Consider the following 21,425-nt stretch of genomic DNA (forward strand, 5'->3'; position numbering starts at 1 on the left):
CAGACCACTTCCCGTTAACGCAAAGGCTTGCCATACAAGATGATGCGAAGCTTTGAGAGACGGCTACTAACCAGCTACTTCGAGCCTCTCGCACCTGACAGAGATTCAATTAAATTCTCGAAGTCAGGCTCGACAACCGCATTGGTCAAATATTTATCACCCTCAAAGTCAACAATCACCTGCGCCTCCGGGGATCCAACCCGATATACATCAGACCCAATTTCTTCAAACGCGCCATCCAGATCGACAACGAGAGGGCACCTTTTTGAATCACCGGTGTTGAATTCACTGGCGGGTTCCAAGAACAACGTATACGTCTCACCCACCTCAAGCTGAACATTCGAGCAAAATTTATCAGACCCCAGCAAGGAGGCTCCAGGTGACTTCAACATCGACATAGTCGCCCGTTCAAGTGACACCACATATATTCGATTGCAATACCCGGCTTCAGGACACGATCCGTTAATCCCCACGACTTTTCCAGCGATCACGGCGGCTGATCTTTCGAATAGCTTATCCACTGATCTGCCTGAAGGAGATGACCCATACGCCAAAAAAAGAAAGCCGAGCAATCCAAAAGCCAACATTAATGCATTTCTCACCCAGCTCTCCTTGCCATTATTCAAAAACCCCTAACATATCAACCTCCAAAGACACTACCATCCAACGATTTGCAATCTAAATCAAAGTATTGTTTATTGATTTCAACAAAACCCCGCAAATCAGCAAGAGAAGAAATCCTATGCCGGTCGCAGCGTTCATTAAAAAGAGATCAAGCCAACTCAAAAACACCACATGCCCATGCTGATTATATTCGTAGATCTTGCCAATCGCGTAATTTGCAACACCTGGACTCTCTGAAATGAACACCCGCGCAATGTAAGGCCTGACAACAAAAATCATGACCGTCCCGAAAAGAAAAGTAGGGATTACGAAAAATCTTGCAAATTTCGCCTTCATTGATCACCAATCCATAATTGCATGCCGGCATGAGTTAAAGTTTCCGCACTAACCGGTCAGACGAAATCCTTGCGAGAGCCTATGATGATACTCTCGAACTATCGATTCAGTTCGGGGACGGATGTCAAGGAATTTCAGGTGCCAGATGAGTGGTCTCGCCTACGCGAAAGGTTAAACGTCCTGATTAGGTCAGCTGCGCAAATCCTGAGTGATCAGTCATTCCTCGGGTTCGGATGGGGCGCACGGTAGATACGGCAATGCCCATTCCGCAGGCAGGGCCTCCAGATGGCGTGGCGCCCCCGGACTTCTCACGAGGCGCCGTGGGCGCGAGAATCCACGACATTTCCGGACCGTCCTCTTCGATGACCACCAGCGACACCACCATCCTGTCCATGGACCAGGCCACCGCCCTGGTCGAGCGCATCCTCTCCCACGCCGGCTTCAGCCCGCCGCACGTGCAGGCCCTCACCCACACCATCGTCGCGGGCGAACGCGATGGCTGTGCTTCGCACGGGCTGTACCGGACACTTGGCTGCGTGGCGACGCTGCGCAACGGCAAGGTGGTGGGCGACGCCGAGCCTGTCGTGCACGACCATGCGCCCGGCATCGTCCGGGTCGATGCGTGCGGCGGGTTTTCGCTGCTGGCGTTCGAGCGTGGGCTACCGCTGTTGATCGAGAAGACCCGTGCCAATGGCCTGGCGGCGCTGGCGATCAACCAGTGCGTGCACTTCTCCGCGCTATGGCCGGAAGTCGAACGCATCACCGAGGCCGGTCTGGTCGCGCTGATCTGCAATCCCAGCCATGCCTGGGTCACGCCGGCCGGCGGGCGCACGCCACTGCTGGGCACCAACCCGCTGGCGTTCGGCTGGCCGCGTGTGGACGCGCTGCCCTTCGTGTTCGATTTCGCCACCAGCGCGGTGGCGCGCGGCGAGATCGAGCTGCGCCGCCGTGCCGGCCAGCCGATTCCCGAAGGCTGGGGCGTCGACGCGGCGGGCGCGCCGACCACCGATCCGGCCGCGGTCGCCGACGGCGGCGCGATGCTGACCTTCGGCGGGCACAAGGGTTCGGCGCTGTCGGCGATGATCGAGCTGATCGCCGGCCCCTTGATCGGCGACCTCACCAGCGCCGAGTCGCTGGCCCACGACGCCGGCGCCGGCGCGGCGCCCTATCATGGCGAACTCATCCTGGCGCTGGATCCGGCGCGCTTCCTCGGCGCCGACCGGGCCGCGCATCTAGCCCGTGCGGAAGCCTTTTTTGCGGCCTACGAGGCCACCGGTGCGCGCTTGCCGTCGCAACGCCGTTACCAGGCGCGGGAACGCAGCCAAAGAGAAGGCGTGCGGATTCCGCACGCCCTGCATCAGGATCTGCAGGCCTTGCTCGATTGAAGGGCGCCGCTAGTCACCCGCTTTGCCGGGACTCGGCGGGACACGGCGTTGTCGTGTAGGAGCGGCTTCAGCCGCGACAAGCATCACCGTTAATGCCGCGTCGCGGCTGAAGCCGCTCCTACGAGTGGCCTTCCGTCTTTACCGGGTACGCGGCGCAATCGTGTAACGCGCCGCGCCAGATGCAGCAGCCAACCCGCGCAATCCGCACGCCGTGCTTGCTCAACGCCAACGGTGCAGAATCGCATCAACCGAGCGTACCGCGGCGAGCTCCACCGCCACGGCACTGTCATCCGCTCGCCTGTGCAAACAGACCCCGACTCAGAACTTCACCGTCGCCCGCGCCCAGTAGTAGCGGCCAAGCAGGTCGTAGGTGGCCACGTCGGTGTTGGCGTTGGTGACGTTGTTGGCGTAGTACAGCGGTGGCTGGCGGTCGGCCAGGTTGTCCACGCCGACTTCGAAGCGCGTGTTCCACGGCTTGACCTGATAGCCCAGCTGCACGCTGTGATAGACGTAGGTACCGATGTCGCGGACCACGGCGGGCTGGTCGGCATCGGCCGACAGGCTCTGGCGGGTATCGGCGCTGCCGATCTCGGTGCGGCCGATGTAGCGGACGCGCCACGACGCGCTCCAGTCCCCGAGGTTCCAGTTCAACGTCCCCAGTGCGCGCCAGCGCGGGAAGTTGCCGTAGGCGTAGGTGTACTTGCCGGCATTGTGGATGGTGACGGTGCTGGCGTCGGTGGTGTCGGGGTTGATGTCGTAGCGGATCACGTAGGTGCCGTTGAGGCCGGCGCTGAAGCTGCCCCAGGTGGTGTCCGGCAGGCGGTAGTTGAGGCTGAAGTCCGCGCCGCTGGCCCACAGCTTGCCGAGGTTCACCGTCGGCTCTGCGATGTAGTTGACGGTGCCGTTGTCGTTGCGGTGGATCAGCGCGCAGAACGCACTGGCGTCGTTGGCGTAGCACTGGTTGAGCACGGTCTGCGCAGAGACCTGGGTGATGGTGTCCTTGAGGTTGATCTTCCACAGGTCCGCGCTCATCGACAGGCCCTCGACCCAGCCCGGGTCGTAGACCACGCCGAAGTCGTAGGACATGCCGGTCTCCGGCTTGAGCTGGTAGCCGGCCACCGCGGCGCCGGAGGCCTTGGCCCCGACCTGGTTGTCGGCCTGCTGGTAGCTGCCGTCGGTGGGCACATTGGCGCAGGCCGCGGCATGGCCGCCGGTATAGCCGTTGCACGGATCGGTGACCGACGGCGAGTCGCCTGCCACGCCGGCATACAGTTCGCTGATGTTGGGCGCGCGGAACACCTGCGAGGCGGTGCCGCGCAGCAGCAGGTTCTCGATCGGGCGGTACTCCAGCGAGACCTTGCTGTTGGTCTTGCTGCCGACGGTGTCGTAGTTGGAGAAGCGGGTGCCCACGGTCAGGTTGAGCGAGTGCACGCCGGGCAGGCCGGCCAGCAGCGGGAACAGCGCTTCGGCATAGGCTTCCTTGACGCTGAAGCTGCCGCCGAGCACGGAAGCGCAGTACTCGAGCACGCCGCACATGCCGTTCTCGTCGCCGGTCCACAGCGGATCGGCGGCGGTGCTGGTGCTTTCCTTGCGATAGGAAACGCCCACTGCCAGGCTCGCGGTGCCGGCAGGCAGCGCGAACAGCTCGCCATTGGCATTGGCCTCGAACTGCTTGAGCGTGTAGACGTTGGTGACGATCGGGTTGACCACCAGCGCTTCCAGCGCGGCCTTGTTGCTGGCGGCGTTGAGGTTGAACACGTCGATCGGGGTGCAGCCGGCGATCACCGCGCCGGCGCTGCCGCACTTGACCGTGCCGTCGGCGGCGAGGAACGACGGTCCCACCGCGGCATTGAAGCCGGCGTAGTCGAGGAAGCCCTGGTTGATCGACTTCTGCTTGACCTTGCCGTAGTTGAGGCTGGCATCCCACTGCCAGGAACTGTCGCCGAAGCTGCCACGCAGGCCCGGATTGATCTGGAAATTGTAGGTGTTGTACTGGTATTGCCGGTTTCCGAGCACCGTGGCGCGCGTATTGAAGTTGTTGTACGAGGTGCCGGTGCTGCGGTCGGTGCCGAAGTTGACCCCGAACGGGTTGTAGTAGCTGGCGGAGGAGACCAGGAAGTTGTCGCCGTTGGCGAAGATCGGGATCGGCGCGATGATCGAGGACGAAGTCGTCTTGCTGAAATAGGTGTTGACGTAGCCTTCCAGGTGATCGCTGAAGCGGTAGCTGCCGAGCACGAAGGCGTTGGTGCGCTCCTGCGGAGTCTGCAGCAGGTTGAACGGCTGGTAGTTGTAGGAATCGGTCGAGGCGACGTAGCAGTGATACTGGCTGGCGTTGGTCGGGCTGCTGCCGCCGTTGAAGGTGACCCGCGAACACCCGTTGCGCGCCGCCAGCGCCTTGGCCGCGGCCGAGCCGTCGTTGAAGCTGATGCTGCCGGTCGGCGTGGCCGAGGAGCCCTGCTTCACCCCGACGCCGTCGATCAGCGACAGCGCATCCTTGGAATAGGCGCGCTCGCCGGCCGAGACCGGGTCGATGTCGTGATAGGACAGGCCGGCGACGATGCTGCCGCGCTCGCCAGTCGTGCCCGCGGTCAGCGAGAAATTGCGGCGGTTGCCGTCGCTGCGCGAACTGGTGCCGAAGTCGGCGCTGGCCTCGACGCCGTCGAAGCCCTTGCGCAGGATGAAGTTGACCACCCCGCCGATCGCGTCCGAGCCATACACCGCCGAGGCGCCGTCGCTGAGTACTTCCACCCGCTCGATCATGATCGCCGGGATCGCATTGACGTCGTTGCTGGCCAGGCGCGTGCCGTTGACCAGGACCAGGGTGCGCTTCTCGCCGAGGCCGCGCAGCGAGATCACCGAGGCGCCGGTGCCGCCGCCGTTGTTGGTGTTCGGGTTGGTGGCGTTGCCGGCGATCGACGGCAGTTCCTGCACCAGGTCGCCGAGCGTGGCCTTGCCGGTGGCTTCGATCTGCGCGCGGCTGATGGTCACCACCGGGTTGGCGGTCTCGGTGTCGACGCGGCGCAGGCGCGAGCCGGTGACCACGATGCTGTCCAGGGTCTGCGTGGCGCTGTCTGCGCTCGCCTCCTGCGCCTGCGCCGTTGCCGCGCTGCCCAGCGACAAGACGGTGGCGACCGCCAGCGCCAGCGGCGTGGCGGCATGACGGAAAGAGGGACGTGGCGACGAAAACGACATGAGCGGACTCCTGGGCGATGGCGAGACGGGACAGCGGGAAACGCAGGCCGAACGACCCCGTGCCGGCGCCATGCCGACGGACGGACCTGCTGGACGGTGGCGCCTGCACGGCGCCTGCGGTGGCATGCCTGCGCCAAGCCATGACGGCTTGGCGCACCGCGGGGAGGCCGATGTCCTGCGCGCACGGCCGGTGCGCGGCTCCCCGCTCCTGCGATGACGTCCGACGACGATGGCGGCGCTCCGGTGGCGCGCGCCGGCGCCACGGCCGGTACGACGATGCGATCAGAATTTCATCACGCGGTCACACTGTGCCGTGGATGCGCGGCCGCGTCTTGTCGCGATTCGCGGTTTCGCGTGCGGAATCATGCATGGTCGCGCGTTGCTGCGCACTGCACGCGGCGGCCATGCTGAGGCATGGCGCTGTGTCGCGCGGATGCGACCACGACAGGCACACGCTGCAACCATACGAGGCGATGCCGATGGTTCGCATCACACCGGGATCAACCAGCCGCCGAACAGCGGGCCGGCGGTGTCGCCGTGCTGCGGTTCGATGCGCACGGTCAGCGGCTGCGCATCGCGGGTCAGCGCCGGTGGCAGCGGATAGTCGCGGTTGACGAAATCGATCACCTGGCCGCGCTCCACCGCCACTTCCACGGCCAGTTTCCCATTGACCAGGATGTTGAAGCGGCCCTTGTCGCTGCCCCAGAAGCGCAGGCGCAGCGCCAGCGGCTGCGCGCTGCCGCGCATGCGGAACTCGACGAAGCCCTTGCCGCGCACGTCGCGGCACTGCTGGCGGCGGTAGGCACCGCCGAAGGAGGTATCGCTGCGCAGCTGATGGGCCTGCTCGGAGGCCTCGTCGCCGAACTGGATCATGTCCACCGCGGTCGCGCGCAGGCTGTCCTGCTCGGCCTGGCGACGCGCCCGCTGCTGCGCCTCCTGCGCCCACTGCGCGGGCCCCATGCGCTTGAAGTACAGCGCGCTGCGCCGCTCGTACTGTGCGTAGAACGGCACGAAGGTCAGGCCCGGCGGCTGCGTGCTGTTGGACAGGAAATGGCCGGACTGCGGCAGCTCGGCGAAGCCGCGCAGCGGATCGGCCGCGGCCACCAGCGCCGGGTCCGGCGCATCGTAGGGCGTACTCACCGGCCCCAGGTCCGCGGCCAGCGCCAATGGCCCCCGCATCACCACCACCGTGTCCGCGTCGCCTGCGGCGTGCTCCAGCCGCAGCGGCGTGGCCAGGTCCAGGTCGATGACGTCGCCAGCGCGCCAGGCGCGCTCCAGCGTGAGGTAACCATCCGCCAGCGCCGCGTGTGCCGGCTTGCCGTTCACGCGCAGGGTGTAGCGGCCCTGGCACCAGGCCGGCACCCGCAACAGCAGCCGCCGCGGCGCGCGCGCGCCGGCGCGCAGCACCTGCAGGCGTACCTTGCCGTTGTCGGGTACGCCGCTGTCGAGTTCCAGCGCCAGGTCGCGCTCGCTCCACTCGAGCTGCGAGGGAATGTAGAGATTCACGTACAGCGAGGTGTCGTCCTGCCAGTAGATCGCGTCGCCGAACTGCGCATGCGCTTCCATGCCGCTGCCCACGCAGCACCAGAACGAATCGAACTTGTCGGAGAAGCCGCGCTCGCCGCCGCTGATCATCGGCGTCATGTAGGTGAACATGCCGGTGGCCGGGTGCTGCGCGGCCATGGTGTGGTTGTGCAGCGTGCGCTCGTAGTAGTCGAAATAGCGCGCCTGCGGCGTCCACTGGTACAGGTGCCGGGTCAGCTTGAGCATGTTGTAGCTGTTGCAGTGCTCGCAGGTCTGCTCGGTCAGGAACGCGGCGATGGTGTCCGGCTCCTGGAAGTATTCGCGGTCGGCGTTGCCGCCGATCACGTAGCTGTAGTGCGCGGTCACCGTTTCCCAGAAGAAGCGTGCCGCCGCGGCCGCATCGGCATCGCCGGCGACCTCGAACTGGCGCGCCTCGCCGATGAACTTGGGCACCTGGGTGTTGGCGTGGATGTGCGGCAATGCATCGCGCCCGGCCGCGGCGGGGTCGATCACCTTCTCGTGGCGCAGGCGCTTGCCGATGGCGATCCAGCGCGCATCGCCGGTGCGCGCGCCGAGTTCGATGTAGGACTCGTTGAGGCCGCCGAACTCGGTGTCCAGCAGGGTCTGCATCTGCGCATGGTCGAGCGCGTCGAACACCCCGGCGGTGTAGGTAGCCAGCGGCAACAGCACCGCCAATGCCTGCGTGCTGCCAGCCAGTGCATGCGCGTCGAGCAGGCCTGCGAACAGCTTGTGCTGGGTGTACAGCGGCGACCAGCTGCCGTTGAGGTTGAACTTGCTGCCCTTGATGATGCCGCGGCGCACGTCCTCCAGCACCGCCTTGCCACCCTCGATCGCGCCCGCGTCGGTCTTGCGGGTGAAGCCGCCGACGTAGCCGTCAGGGTCCTGCGCCTGCGCGCGCGCCAGCTCGGCGACGATGTAGTCGATGCGCTCGCGCAGCACGGGATCGCGGGTCTGCGCGTGCATCTTGGACAGCGCGCTGAGGTAGTGACCCAGCGTATGGCCGGCGATGGTGTCGCCCTCCCAGCCGCCGTACACCGCGCCCTTCGGCGGCAGGCCGGCGTACTGCAGGAAGTTGTGCAGCAGGCGGTCCGGCTCCAGTTCCAGCAGGTAGCGGCGGTTGGTCTGCAGCGAATCCAGGAACAACGACGGCTTCAGCGTGACCTGCTGCAGGGGCAGCGCCTGCACCCGCCCGGGCGTGGACGCGGCGGCGTCCAGCGGGAAGCGCAGCAGCCCGGCGGCCACCGCCAGCGCACTCCATTGCAGGAAGCGGCGGCGCGAGGGATCCAATGCGTCGCCCGTCGCGTCGGCGCCGCCATGCGCGCACGCGGCGCTGTGCCGATGCACGCCGTGCCCACTCATCGGCGACCTCGCGCGCGCGGCGCGGAAAGCGGGAAGGAAACGCATCGAGGCATGGCCTGCTCCTGTGTGATGTGCCGCATCGCGGCCGGTGCGTGGCGCCGGATCGGCGAACCCGCTGTCACTGTGGCATCCGGGTGACAGTGCGTCTTGTCGCCTGTGCCGCGCCGCGATGCGGATTTGCGCCGAATCGCGGCATGCGCGCCATCACCGCCGTATCGTGAATGGCGAGCCACGTGGCGTCATCCGCGCGCATCACGGCGCATCGTCGCAGCGCTGCGCATCCGCCGCCGTGGCCTGCGGCAGGCGCAGGGCCTGTGGCGCCAGCATCTCCCACTCCTGTACCGCAAGCGCGGCGTGGCGCTCGCCAGCGCCGGCGGCGTCCAGCACGGCGCGCACGCAGCGCGTGGTCACCGGTGCGAAGCGCAGCGTCTGCCAGCGGCCGGCAGCAGGCGGGCGCGTGCTCTCCGCCAACGGCCACCAGCGCCCGTCGCGACGGTATTCCAGCCGCCAGCGCACCGGCGGCGCCACGCCGCTGTCGGCGCCCGGCGGATGATCGGCCCAGAACAGGATGCGGCTGCGCTGCAGCGTCACCGGTTGCGCCCAGCTGTACTGCAGCCATTGCTGCGGTGGGTTGTGCGGCGTCCAACTGCCCCATAGCTGCGGCGGCAAGGGATTGCGCTTGACCCGGCCATCGTTGAGCGCGGCGATCCAGTACTGGTGCGGGATGTCGGGGCCGTTGGACGCGCTGGCCTGCGCGTAGCGCGCCAGGTTGCGCTGCGGCGGCAGCGGTGGTTGCGGCCGGCGTGTGGCCACCACCGGAAGGATCCGCGCCGGTTGCACGGAATCGTCCCACTGCAGCCGGTCGATCGCCACGCTGCGGCGGAAATGCCCGCCACCCTTGGCGTCGGCGGTGTGGTAGACCAGGTACCACTGGCCCTTGAATTCGACGATGCCCGAATGCGAGGTGGTCGAGGACACCGGCGGCAGGAGGACCCCGCGGTAGGTCCACGGCCCCAGCGGCGAGGGTGCGCTGCCATAGGCGATGCAGGCGTGGTACAGCGTCGGCGTGCAGTCCGACGCCGGCCCGGCGCGGTTGCCGGCGTAGGCCATGTAGTAGGTATCGCCGCGCTTGAACAGCCACGGCGCCTCGAAGTAGCCGTCCAGCGTGGTCACCGCCACCGCCTGCCCCTTCGGCGTGACCATGTCGCGTTCCAGTTCGATGCCGAACAGCTTGCCGAAGGTGCCCCAGTACAGGTACACGCGGCCGTCGTCGTCGACCAGCACGGTCGGGTCGATGTTCTGGATGGCGTTGGGCGCCGGCAGCGATTGCGACAGGATCGGCCCCTGCGGATGCGCATCGCGCCACGGCCCCAACGGACTGTCGGCCACCGCCACGCCGATCGCGAACGGATCGGCATTGCGCGAGTGCGCTTCCTGCACCGGCGCATACAGGTAGTAGCGTTTATCCGGTCCCTGCACGATCTGCGCGGCATAGGCGTGGCCGGGCGCCGCCCAGGCAAAGACCTGCTGCGGGCGCAGCAGCGTCGGGTAGTGGGTCCAGTGGCCGCTGCCGACGTCGTCGGTGACCAGCAATTGCCAGCGGTCCATGACGAAGTCGTTGACCTCCGGCGGCGCTTCGTCGCGGCCGGCGATGATGTAGAGCTTGCCGTCGGCAACCAGCGGCGCCGGATCGGCCGCATAGTCGCGGCCGTCGGCCAGGATGGGATTCCCCGGCGCATGCACCTGCCGCGACCACGGCACCGTCTGTGCTGCGGCCGCGGCCAGGCTGATGCAAGCGGTGCAGGCCGCGAGCAGGCAAGCGACCAAGGCGCCTACTGGCTTCCCGCTCATGGCGTCGCCTCCGCCTCGATCACCAGGTCCAGCCGCACCGGCAGCGCGCCGCTGCCCTCGCGCCCCTGCGCCTGCCCGATCACGCTCAGGCGGCCGGGCCTGGCGTAGGCGGCCGGCGCCAGCGGCGACCACTGCACCGGCACGCGCTCGCGCGAGCCGTCGTTGTACTGCACGGAGACCCGCTCCGGCAGCGCCGGCGTCTGCCCGGCGCGCACGTGCAGCGGCGGCGGTGCCTGCACCGTGGTGAGCTGGCCCGGCGCGGTCGCACGGACCCACACGCTGGCGGTTACCGGCACGCCGCCATCGGCCAGGCCCTGCACCTGTACGCGGCCCTCGCCGGCCAGCGCAGCCGGATCCGGAGACGACCAACGCACGCCCAGCCAAGCCCAACTGCCGTCGGCGAAGGTGCCGGCGATGCGCGCCGGCAATGTCGGCACCTGTCCGGGCGCGATGCGCACGTCCACCGCTTCGGTCGCCACCGCGCGCTCGGCGAACACCTGCCATTCGTCCAGGCCGACGGCGTAGTGGCCCTCGCCCTGTGCCGCGGTCTGCAGCACCGCGCGTAATGCGGCGGTGACTACCGGCGCGAACGCCACCCGGCTCGGCGCGCCTTCGCCATGCACCGGATAGCCGCCGCGCACGACGATATCGCGCCACTGCGTGCCGTCGAGGTATTGCAGCGTCCACGCGCGGGGTAGCGCGACACCGCCCTGCGGCTGGTCGTCCCAGAAATACAGCGCCGCCGCGCTCAGCCGTTGCGGTTGCGGCCACTGATATTGCACCCACACCGAGGCAGGCTGCGCGCGTCCCCAGCTGCCCCAGCGGCGATCGGCGGCCGGCACTTGGTCCGGCGCCGGCAGCAGCCCATCGTTGAGCGCCTGCAGGCGGTGGTGGCCTGCAGTGAACTGCGCGCTCGGCGTGGCCTCGCCCTGCACCTGCAGCGTCTGCCCGACCGGCGTGGCCGCGGCGATCACCGCGACCTCGGCGTGCCCCTGCAACGCGCCATCGTCGGCCTGCAACTGCAGGGTGTAGGCGCCGGGCGCGGTGAAGCGCACCTGGGTCGTGGCCGCCTGCGGCTGCTCGAACAGCGCCGCGCCATCGGGTGGTGCCCGCAGCGTGCGCCAGTGCAGTGAAAGCCTGCCGTTCGGCAGCGCATCGTCGCCGACCCGGCCGAACAGGCGCACCACGCCACCGGCACTGCTGCCGTCTTCCTGCCAGACCTCGACCTGCGGCGCCTGGTTGCCATGTATCGCCGTGACCGCAGCACCGCTGGCATAGGCCTGGACCTCCTTGATCCCGGTGCGCAGCGCGCCGGCATGCGTCACCTGCACGCGCCAGCGCTGCGCGCGCAGCGGCGGGAAGCGGATGCGGTTGCGGTTGCCCTGCGCGATCGGCGTATCGCGCACCTGGCCCGGCACGGTCTTCCACACGCCGGCGTCGAAGTACTGCAGCACGTACAGCCACGGCGGCGCGTAGCCGGCGCGCGTGCCGGACGGGAAACCATGCTGCTCGCCCGGCGGCGACGAGCTGCGATAGAAGTACACGCGCACGTCGTCGAGGGTCTGTGGGCGCTGCAGATCCAGCTCCAGCCAGTCGCTGGCGGCAGGCGAACCGGCGGTACCCCAGAACGGTTCGTTGGCGGTGCTGCCGTCGACCGCCGCGGTGGCCGGGAATCCCTCGGTCGCGTAGCTGGCGCTGACCGCCGCGCCCGCCGCCAGATTGCGCGCGCCGGGCGGCAGCGCGATGTCCAGCCCGGCATCGGCGAGTACCGCGCCGATCCGCGCCGCGGCAGGAAACCGCACCTGCTGCGGCGCCTGCAGCGCCAGCCGATGCGCGGCCAGCACGCGCAGCGACGCCGCATCGGCATTGACCGCATCCGGCAAGGCCTGCACGCGGCCACTGGCCGGGTCGTACAGCACGTGTGCCAGGCGGTCGACGGTGAAGGCCAAATGCCCGTCCAGGTACAGCGAATAGCCCTTCGGCGCGGCCCCGCCGTAGCGATGACCGTCGCGATCCCAGACGATGCTCAGGTCGCGATCGCGGTAGCGCAGACGGTCGGCGGCGAAATGGTCCCAGCCGATGTCGATCGGATACAGCTCGATCAAGGCGTCGCTGCGCGGACGCAGGCCCATCGCATCCTCGATCACGGTGAAGTTGGTGGCGCCGAGCTGGGTGTGATGGATCCACGAGCGGTAGCCGATGTGGCCGCCATCGGCGGCGCTGCCCTGTGCCCAGAATTCGTTCTGGTCCGGGTAGCGGTTGTCGCCGTCGATGTAGTGCGCCCAGGCATTCCAGTACAGCAGCTTGCGGTAGCTGGACGCGTCCAGGTATGGGCTGGGGTAGTCGCGCAACGCGCTCCCCAGCAGGCGGAACGCCACGGTGGAATTGATCACCGAGAAATTGTTGCTGCCGCCCTCGCCGCGCGCCTGCGCATCGGCCTGGTTGGCGGTGTAGAACGGGAACAGCGGGAACTGCCGGGCGTCGGCGAACAGGCGCAGCGCACGCACGTACTTGGGATCGGCGTCGGCATCGCCTTGCCTGGGCATCAGGCCGACGCTGAAGGGGTAATAGTTGTTGGTCTCCTTCCAGTCCACCGGCAGGCGCGGCCCATCGGCCTGGCGCTGCTTGAGCAGGTCGCCGTGCAGGCCCATGCCATCGGCCTGCGCGCTGTGGTCCTGCCACAGCACGTCGAGCACGGCACGGCGGATCTTCGCAGCCAGCGCCTGCATACGCACCGCCGTGGCGGCATCGCCGGCCAGTTGCGCGGCCTGCGCGGCGGCCAGCGCATTGGCGTACACGTACGCGCTCTCGCTGCGGTCCATGCGCGGCGTGCCATGGCGCTTGGCCCAGTCGAAGGACACCGCATCGGCGTCGTTGCCGGTCATCGCCGCCCAGTCGTATTCGATCAGGCCGTTGCCGTTGCGGTCGTAGGCGCGCAGCAGCGCCTCCACGTCTTGGCTGGCGTAGCGCGCCAGTTGTGCGGCGATCGCCGGCGGCCCGCCATGCACCTGGTAGGCACGCCAGGCGGCGGCACTGAGGTACTGGGCGTAGGAATTGGACCAGTTCTCCGGCGCGCCGGGATTGTCCACGTACTTGCCGCCACCGGCGGTCTCGCCGGCGCCGAGCCAGGAGCCGTACGCGTAGAGCGGATCGCGCAGGTACTTGAGGTCGTCGATGAACATGCCGGTGGTGAGCACGATGGCGTTGTCGTAGCCGAGTACGCCTTCGATCGCCACCGGGAACTGGTAGTCGTTGCCGGGGACCGCGGCATCGAGAAAATTGAAGCGCAGCAGCCACCAGCGGTAGAACAGGGTCTTGTCGATGTTGTCGTCGGGCGTGTCCAGGTATGGCAGGCTGTCGGCCCACCAGCGGTTGTAGGCGACGACGTGCTCGCGATAGGCCTGCTGCGGCGACTGTGCGGCGATGCGCCGGTATTCCTGCAGCGAGGCAGGCAGCTCGCGCGCGATCAGCCCCAGCTGCACCTTCAGCGTCGGCGCCGCGCCTTGTGCGGGCACCACCAAATGCCGCGCGATGCTCGCGCCATCCACCGCGAAACCGTCGCCGGACAACCGCGGAAACAACGTGGTGATGGCGTTGTGGGTGACGAACGCACCGGTCAGTTCGGTGCCTTGCGCATGCGTGGCCATTGGCGAGACCGCGCGCAGGACTAGCGTGCGCGCCACGCCATCGGTGCTGGACACGGTGGCCTCGGCCACCGCCACGTTCTGCTCGCTGATGAACTTGACCAGTTGCAGGCGCACGCCGCCGCCTGCGTACACGCTGCTGAAGTAGCTCGGCATCTGCCGCCGCTGCGCACTGTCCTCGACCAGCACGATCGGCTTGCCATCGCGCTCCAGTTGCAGGCGGAACAGCGCGTCGTGACCGGTCTTGTGCACATAGGCCACGTCGCCGACGAAGCCGGGTTCCTCCGGCTTGTGCGTGTACAGGTAGGCGGCGCGACCGCGGGTGAACAGCCAGTTGTTGCTGTCGCCGAAGCCGCCGCCGGTGCCCTGCCGCGCCAGCAGGCGGTCGATCCAGAAATCGCGGCCGGGCGCGCTGCCGGCACCCACGGCAAGGTCGGCGGCGAACACCCGCTGCAACTGGCCCTGCCCCTGCCCCGGCGCGAACGCCACGCCGCTATCGGGCAACGGCTGCGCGTCGCCGGTGAAACGCGGCATGCCGATCGCGGCATTGCTGGGCTGCAGGCCTTCGCCGTCGCGATCCAACTGATCGCCAGCGTTAGCCGCTGCCGTCACCGCGGCAGCGACGAACAGCAGGCGCCGCAGGAGGACGGTGGCGCCGCACCGCACATGCGAGGCGGCGCCACCTGGAGCAGGCGTGCGGATCAAAACTCGGTCCTGATCCGTGCCCAGAAGTAACGTCCCAGCGTGTCGTAGGTGAACGCGTCGGTGTTGGCGGCACTGGCATAGCCGTAGTAGCGCGGCGGCGTGCGATTGCCCAGGTTGTTCACGCCCAGCGCCAGGGTGCTGTGCAGGCTCTCGAACTTCCGGCTCACGCTGGCGTCGTGATAGGTCACCGTGCCGACCGGGAAGTACACGCAACTGCCGTCGGCGGCGGTGTTGACGCAGAAGTCCTCGTAGGCGCTGCCGACCGTGGTGCGCCCGATCAGGCGGGTGTTCCAGTTCGCGTGCCAGGGGCCGTTGTCCCAGTCGAGCGTGACGTTGGCGCGCCAGCGCGGCAGGTTGCCGTAGCTGGATTGTTCGCCCACGTAGTTGTGCGGATCGCCGCTGAACTTGTAGCTGGACAGGTAAGTGGCATCGATCCCTGCGCGGAAGCGCCCCCACGCCGTCTCCGGCAAGGCGTACTTGATGCCGATGTCGTCGCCGCGGATGTCGACCTTGCCGCTGTTGATCGCGAACGGCACGGTGACGCTGACCAGTTGCCCGGTGGGGCCGCGCTTGATCAGCGGACAGTAGGCGCTCTGGCCGTCGTAGCAGTTCTGCAGCACCTGATCCAGGCCGGTGCCGTTGATCATGTCGTCCAGGGTGACGCGCCAGCTGTCCAGATTCAGCGACAGGCCCTCGGCCCAGCCCGGGTCGTACACCGCGCCGATGTTGTAGGAGCGGCCCTGCTCGGGCTTGATCGCGAAGCCGGCGTTGGCCGAGCCGGTGGTGAGCACGGTGAAGGAAGAGCTGTTGACGAAGCTGCCGTTGGTCGGCACGTTGGCGCAGGCTGCGGGATTGCCGCCGCCGGTGTAGCCGTTGCACGGATCGGTATAGGTACCGGCGTCGTCGACCACACCGTTGAACGGCGAGCCGTACAGATCGCCCAGCGCCGGCGCGCGGAACACCTGCGAGCCGGTGGCGCGGATCAGCAGGTTGTCGATCGGCCGCCATTCCAGCGCCACCTTGCTGTTGGTGGTGCTGCCCCAGTAGTCGTAGCGCGAGTAGCGCGTGCCCAGGTTGAGATTCAGCGCCTGCGCGCCGGTCACGCCCTTGAGCAGCGGCACCAGCACTTCGGCGTAGGCCTCCTTGATGGTCTCGTCGTGGCCCTGGTTCATGATGCAGCCATCGTTGTAATCGCAGTTGCCGTCCGCATCGGCCGCCGCCACCGGGTTGCTGGTGCCCTGCGAGAAGCCGTTCTTGCGGAACGACAGGCCGAACGCGGCCTGCACCGCGCCGGCCGGCATCGCGAACAAGTCACCGTTGATGCTGGCCTCGGCGAATTTCATCGTGCTTTCGTCGATCAGGTCGACCGCGCTCTGGGTGGCCTTGATGGCGGCGATGGTGGCCGGATCGTCCGGGTTGAACACGTTGATCGGGGTACAGCCGGCGATCACGTTGCCGGGCGTGCCGCACTTGATGGTGCCGTCGCTGTCGCGGAACGAGGCGCCCACCGCGTTGTTCAGCGCCGAGGTGATGGAGAAGCCGTTGCGCACCAGGGTGTCCTTGTAGTGCGCGTAGCCGGCCGCCGCGTCCCACTGCCAGCTGCTGTCGCCGAACTTGCCGCGCAATCCGGCGACGATGTTGGTCTGGTACATCGTGGAGGTGTAGACGCGGGTGTTGGCCGGCACCGAGCGCAGCAGGTAGCGGCTGAGCTGGGCGCCGAAGGGGTTGTAGTAGTTCTGCATCGCGTTGGGCAGTTCCAGGCCGTAGGCGGTGAGCTGCGAGGTGGTCTCGCTGCGGGTCCAGAACATGTCCAGGTAGCCCTGCACGTTCGGAGTGAAATCGAAACTGGCGTGTGCGGAGGCGTTGGTGCGCTGCACCGGGGTGATCAGGTACTGCCCGGTGTAGGAGTTGTAGCCTTCCACCGCCTGGCTGTAGGTGTGGAAGTCGCTGGCGTTGACCTGGCCTGGCGGCAGATCGGCATTCGGGGTGAGCACGCTGCCGTTGCGCAGGAAGGCGCGGGTACCGTTGCCGCGGCGCTCGACCACCTGGCCGTTGAGGTAGTTCTGCGCAGTGCGCGCATAGTCGCGGTCGCTGTCGTACAGCGCGTTCATCGAACTGCGGCTCACGCCCAGGATCAGCCCGCCGCGGTCCCAGGTCTTGCCCCACTCCAGGCCGAGCGAGCGGCGGTTGCCGTCGCCGTGGGTGCTCAGGCCGTAGTCGGCGGTGGCGGCGAAACCATCGTACTTGTCCTTGAGGATGATGTTGACCACGCCGGCGATGGCGTCGGAGCCGTACACCGACGAGGCGCCATCGGTGAGCACCTCGATACGCTCGACCATCGCCGCCGGAATCGCGTTGACGTCCACGCCGGGCGCGGCGGCGACGCTGCTGGCCGGCCCGGCCATGCGATGGCCGTTGACCAGCACCAGCGTGCGCTCGGGCCCGAGGTTGCGCAGCGACACCAGCGCACGGCCGTGGCTGAAGCCGGAGTTGAGCGCGACGTTGGGCATGTTGCCGGCCATCGCCGGCAGTTGCTGCAGCAACTGGCCGAGGGTGTCCTGGCCGCTGTCCTCGATGCGTTGGCGATCGATGGTGATGACCGGGCTGGCGGTCTCCGCATCGACGCGGCGCAGGTGGCTGCCGGTGACGCTGATCCGTTCCAGGGTGGTCGCCTGCGCGTCCTGGGTCTGTGCATCCTGCGCCTGCGCCGCCGGCGCGAGCAGGGCCAGGGCGGTGCAGATGGCCGCGGCCAGCGCACCGGGCTGCGGCGCGGCGCGCCAGGAACACGGGAACAGCGGCGCAACGCGTTCGAGCAAAGACGGCATCGGAAATCTCCTGAGCGGCAGCCTGGCGTTCGCCGGAGCGCCGCCCTTCCCCAGGCGGCCGCCCCGTCGCCAGCGCGTGTGGCGGATACGAAAACGGACGTGTCCACGCATGCGCCGCCGGACGGGACGATCCCGACGCCGCCTGCACGGCGACGCGCACGACCCATGCGCTGCGTCCCCGGTGACGTGCGGTGAATCTCCCCCTGGACATTCACTGCACGGCCACAATGTGCGCGTAGGATGCGCGCGGCGTCTTGTCGTATTTATCGGGAAAACGTGCGGAATACCGCACTGCCCCGCACACTGGCGGGACGTTTCCGACTTTTTCGCCACTCAGCCGTAGACGGCCGAAATCGCCACCGTCGCGGCGCTGCCGGCCGGGACCAGCACGCGCTCGTTGCGCGGCCCGGACAGCGCCGCCGGCTGCCCGTCCAGCCGCACCTCCTGCAGGCGGGTGCCGGCCGGCACGCGCAGGGTCAGCCAGGTCCGTGCCGGCCGCTGCGCCGGCAGCGTGACGCTACCTGCGATGCGCTTGCGCGCCGGATCCGCGTGCAGCGCCAGCGACACCTTGCCCCAGCGCGTCGGCGCCGCATCGATCGCGATCGGCTCACCGCTGCCCAGCCAGTCGCGCGGCAGCGCCCGCGCCAGGAACAGTTCCTCGCCGGCGCTGTCCTCGAACACCAGCATCCAGCGCAGCAGCAGCGGGATGGTCATCTGCGCGGGGATGCAGAACAGCGGCATGCCGCCGGTGATGCCGCTCACCTCGCCCGCCGTCCAGCTGCCGCGGGTGTGCACGTGGTAGCGGTGCGCGTACAGGAACAGCAGGTATTCCTCGATGCGATCCAGGCGCAGCAACTGCTGCGCGTAGCCGTAGGAGATGAAGCCGAGCAGGTCGCGCGCCTCCGGCGTCGGCGCGGTGATGTTGCCGACCACGCCGAGACTGGTGCCGCCGTGGCCACGCACGCAGTCGATGACTAGGTGCGCCAGGTCGTCGGGCAGCACATCGGCCTGCAGCAGTTCGGCGTGGGCGCGGTGCGGCCAGCCCTGCTCGCTGGGGTGTTCCTGCTGCAAGGACTGGCGGAAGGTGAGCTTCACCCCGGGCAGCGGGCCGATGTAGGGCGGTTGCAGATCGCGGCGGACGTTGCCGCGCAGGGTACGCAACAGCTGCGCGGACAGTTGCTGCGCGCGGCGCTGCCACTGCGCCGCGGCGGCCTGCGCGCCCGGCCCGGCGATGCCGCTCCACACCGCCGCCAGATCCTGCCAGCCGCGCACCGCCAGCGCGCTGTTGGCGTAGTACGGCTTCCACCACACCTGCGGATCGGGGAACAGGCAGGCGTCGGATTCGTTCCAGCCATGGATCAGGCCGTGCCCGGGCGCAGACGCCGGTAGCTTGAGACTGGCGTCGTGCAGTTCGACCAACACCTGTGCGGTGGCGGCGATCTTGTCGCGGTGCTTGCGCAGCAGCGCGGCATCGCCGGTGTAGCGCAGGTAGCGCGCCAGCAGCGACAGGGTCAGGCCGAACTGGCCGGTCTCCGGGCCGCGCATGTTGACCATGCCGTCGGCCTGCACGAAATCGCTGAAGTAGCCGTCCAGCACTGCCGCGGCCTGGGCGAAGCGGCCCCACTCCAGGTTGGCGTACAGGGAACTGGTGAAGGTGTCCTGGAAGCCGTCGTACTCGTTGCCGTAGTAGTCGCGATCCACCGCGCCGTACTTGGGATAGGTGCCGCCCGGGCGCACCACCAGTTCGCGGGCGAAGGCGAAGCGGGCCATGTCGCGCCAGCTCGGGTCCGGGGTCTGCGCCTGCAAGGTATCGGCGAGTTGCGCCTGCCAGTAGCCGGCGAAGGCGAGCAGGCCGCGATAGAAGTCCTCGGCGCTGCGCGGGCCGCGCCGCGGCGGGTAGTCGGGATAGCTGTAGCCGTACACCACCTTGCTGACCTTGCCGTGCTCGACCAGCGCGCTGCGGTGCCAGGTCTGCACCACGAAGCGGTCCTCGGCCAGCACGTCGGCGAACAGCAGGATGTCGTAGTAGCGGCCCTCGCCGGCCGGCACCACCTTGCGCACCGCCGGCATCCAGCCGCCGAGCAGGCCTTCGCTGCGGTTCCGCACCAGTTCGTCCTTGCCCAGCTCAGGAAACGACTGGATGGCGCGATAGCAACGGGTGCGCCCGTCCGAGTACACCGGCATGGTGTCGGCGCATTCGCGGGTGCCGACGAAGGTGGTCCACGGCAGGCGCCCGTTGTAGTCCTTGGGATCCAGTTGCGAGGCCGGCGGCGGCGCGACGTCGCGCACCTCCGCAGCCTGCGGGTCGCCGTCGCGCAGCAGGCGATCGGCGAGCAGGTCGGCATCGGCCATGGCCACCTCGGCCAGCGCCATGCCGAAGTACGGCGCTTGCGCCGCCGGGAACACCGCCTCGGTGCGCTTGCCCAGCACCAGCGCGCCGCCCGGCCCACGCAGGGTCAGATCGCCGTCGGGCTGGCGCAGGTCTTCGTACACCTCCCAGGTCGCACCGGCCTCGACGAAACGGCATTGCAGGGTGTGCCCGGCCAGCGCGTCGGCCGCCAGCGGCTGCAGTTGTGGCGGTGCAGGCGCACGCGCGACGCTGGCCGCCGCCGGTGCCGCGGCGGCACGCCCGGCCAGCGCTTCCACGCCGGCGACCGCACCGACCGCCAGGCCCTGACGCAGGAAATCTCTCCGATCCATTTACCGTCCCCGATGCAATGCGATCGTCGCATCGTGCGCCGCGCGCGCCGCAGCGTCTTGTGCGCTGTGCCGAGGATCGGTGCGGAAAATCGCATAGCCGCGTGGTCGCGGCGGTGCTGCGCTGCGGGAATGCAACGCGTCGGTGACCGCCTACGCGAGCACGTCGAGCAGGCTGCCGATGCTGTCGTCGGCCGCGCGCAGCACGCGCGCATTGGCCTGGAACGCGGTGCGCTCGGTCAGGGTGCCGACCATGTCGTCGACCAGATCGCTACCCTGCATGTCGGCCTGCTGCACCTGGCCGACCACGCCGCCACCGGCGCTCGCCTGGTTCACCGGCACGGAACGCTGGAAGCCCTCGGTGGCAAGGTTGGCGATGTTGTTGGCACGCACCTGCAACCCGGACGCCGCCGCGCGCATGCCGGACAGCGCGATCGAGGAAGTGGGAGCGATGGCGGTCATGACGGGCCTGGGGTGCAGGGAGACGTGCCGGGATATCGGCTGGTTTGGCGATGTCTTTAGTTTGGGGATTTGGGAGTGGGGATTTGGGATTCGCAAGAGCGGATGCGTCGGCACTGACAGCGAAAGCCCCTCTCCCACCGAGGCGACAGCGCACGGCTTGCGCGCCACTGGCGCGCGTGCCCTGGAGCGCCCGCGCCGCAAGCGCGGGCCGGGGCGCGGAGCGGGTGTTGGGGTGAGGGTCCGGTAGCACCGCGCCGCTTCCGAACTCACTGCTGCACCCGTACCCTCATCCGCCCCTGCGGGGCACCTTCTCCCGAGGGGAGAAGGAATCATCGCGGGAGACCAAAGCCCCTCTCCCTTCGGGGCGACAGGGCACGGCTTGCGCGCCACTGGCGCGCGTGCCCTGGAGCGCCCGCGCCGCAAGCGCGGGCCGGGGCGCGGAGCGGGGGTTGGGGTGAGGGTCCGGTAGCACCGCGCCGCTTCCGAACTCATTGCTGCACCCGTACCCTCATCCGCCCCTGCGGGGCACCTTCTCCCGATGGGAGAAGGGAAAAGCTAGCCCCTCTCCCACCGGGGCGACAGCGCACGGCTTGCGCGCCACTGGCGCGCGTGCCCTGGAGCGCCCGCGCCGCAAGCACGGGCCGGGGCGCGGAGCGGGGGTTGGGGTGAGGGTCCGGACGCCGCGATGCCTCCGAAACGCCAGTGCACCACCCGTACCCTCATCCGCCCCTGCGGGGCACCTTCTCCGATGGGAGAAGGGAATCATCGCGCCTTACGAATCCCCAATTCCCAATTCCCAA

General features: G+C 68.2%; 10 protein-coding genes. 1 reads left to right on the forward strand and 9 read right to left on the reverse strand.

From position 1 onward, the window contains the following. Positions 1-74: 74 nt before the first annotated feature. Together ACP93_RS21645 and ACP93_RS21650 are read right to left on the reverse strand one after the other, a co-directional pair. Complete coding sequence (locus ACP93_RS21645; RefSeq protein WP_131721578.1) at positions 75-602, reverse strand: hypothetical protein; 528 nt, start codon at positions 600-602, stop codon at positions 75-77. Positions 603-678: 76 nt separating this feature from the next. Continuing rightward, on the reverse strand, positions 679-960 hold the full coding sequence (locus tag ACP93_RS21650; protein ID WP_131721579.1) for a hypothetical protein: 282 nt from the start codon (positions 958-960) through the stop codon (positions 679-681). A 362-nt stretch (positions 961-1,322) separates the two neighbouring features. Here ACP93_RS21650 and ACP93_RS03740 point away from each other — a divergent pair, with 362 nt between their 5' ends. Continuing rightward, positions 1,323-2,345 (forward strand): Ldh family oxidoreductase, encoded by a 1,023-nt coding sequence (locus tag ACP93_RS03740; protein WP_048489442.1) that lies wholly within the window; start codon positions 1,323-1,325, stop codon positions 2,343-2,345. A gap of 318 nt (positions 2,346-2,663) precedes the next feature. Here ACP93_RS03740 and ACP93_RS03745 read toward each other — a convergent pair whose 3' ends face one another. From ACP93_RS03745 to ACP93_RS03780, 7 genes are all read right to left on the reverse strand, one after another. Further along, positions 2,664-5,537 carry a TonB-dependent receptor gene (locus ACP93_RS03745; protein WP_048489443.1) on the reverse strand — a complete coding sequence of 958 codons (2,874 nt, stop codon included), beginning with the start codon at positions 5,535-5,537 and terminating at the stop codon, positions 2,664-2,666. Between the two features lie 489 nt (positions 5,538-6,026). After that, entirely contained in the window at positions 6,027-8,441 is a 2,415-nt protein-coding gene (locus ACP93_RS03755; protein WP_048489445.1) for a glycoside hydrolase family 127 protein, read from the reverse strand. 252 nt (positions 8,442-8,693) lie between these two features. Further along, positions 8,694-10,292 carry a family 43 glycosylhydrolase gene (locus ACP93_RS03760; RefSeq protein WP_048489446.1) on the reverse strand — a complete coding sequence of 533 codons (1,599 nt, stop codon included), beginning with the start codon at positions 10,290-10,292 and terminating at the stop codon, positions 8,694-8,696. Then, a complete protein-coding gene (locus tag ACP93_RS03765) occupies positions 10,289-14,470 on the reverse strand; it encodes an Ig-like domain-containing protein (protein ID WP_228135948.1) in 4,182 nt (1,393 codons plus the stop codon). Before ACP93_RS03765 ends, ACP93_RS03760 begins: the two co-directional genes overlap by 4 nt. 167 nt (positions 14,471-14,637) lie before the next feature. Then, complete coding sequence (locus ACP93_RS03770; protein ID WP_106407049.1) at positions 14,638-17,466, reverse strand: TonB-dependent receptor domain-containing protein; 2,829 nt, start codon at positions 17,464-17,466, stop codon at positions 14,638-14,640. Positions 17,467-17,799: 333 nt separating this feature from the next. Then, positions 17,800-20,166, reverse strand: a complete 2,367-nt coding sequence (locus tag ACP93_RS03775) for a glucosidase family protein (RefSeq protein WP_048489448.1) — start codon at positions 20,164-20,166, stop codon at positions 17,800-17,802. A gap of 150 nt (positions 20,167-20,316) precedes the next feature. Next, positions 20,317-20,625, reverse strand: coding sequence for a flagellar basal body protein (locus tag ACP93_RS03780; protein ID WP_048489449.1), 309 nt, complete (start codon positions 20,623-20,625; stop codon positions 20,317-20,319). Positions 20,626-21,425: the final 800 nt, after the last annotated feature.

Origin of the sequence: Xanthomonas sp. NCPPB 1128 (assembly GCF_001043115.1) — a bacterium.
Classification (GTDB): Bacteria; Pseudomonadota; Gammaproteobacteria; order Xanthomonadales; family Xanthomonadaceae; genus Xanthomonas_A.

Excerpts from the sequence above, each read along its gene's own strand:
- ACP93_RS03770 (WP_106407049.1), bottom strand. The coding sequence starts at position 17,466 with ATGCCGTCTTTGCTCGAACGCGTTGCGCCGCTGTTCCCGTGTTCCTGG.
- ACP93_RS03760 (WP_048489446.1), bottom strand. The coding sequence starts at position 10,292 with ATGAGCGGGAAGCCAGTAGGCGCCTTGGTCGCTTGCCTGCTCGCGGCC.
- ACP93_RS03765 (WP_228135948.1), bottom strand. The coding sequence starts at position 14,470 with ATGCCGCGTTTCACCGGCGACGCGCAGCCGTTGCCCGATAGCGGCGTG.
- ACP93_RS03745 (WP_048489443.1), bottom strand. The coding sequence starts at position 5,537 with ATGTCGTTTTCGTCGCCACGTCCCTCTTTCCGTCATGCCGCCACGCCG.
- ACP93_RS03780 (WP_048489449.1), bottom strand. The coding sequence starts at position 20,625 with ATGACCGCCATCGCTCCCACTTCCTCGATCGCGCTGTCCGGCATGCGC.
- ACP93_RS03775 (WP_048489448.1), bottom strand. The coding sequence starts at position 20,166 with ATGGATCGGAGAGATTTCCTGCGTCAGGGCCTGGCGGTCGGTGCGGTC.
- ACP93_RS03755 (WP_048489445.1), bottom strand. The coding sequence starts at position 8,441 with ATGAGTGGGCACGGCGTGCATCGGCACAGCGCCGCGTGCGCGCATGGC.
- ACP93_RS21650 (WP_131721579.1), bottom strand. The coding sequence starts at position 960 with ATGAAGGCGAAATTTGCAAGATTTTTCGTAATCCCTACTTTTCTTTTC.
- ACP93_RS03740 (WP_048489442.1), top strand. The coding sequence starts at position 1,323 with ATGACCACCAGCGACACCACCATCCTGTCCATGGACCAGGCCACCGCC.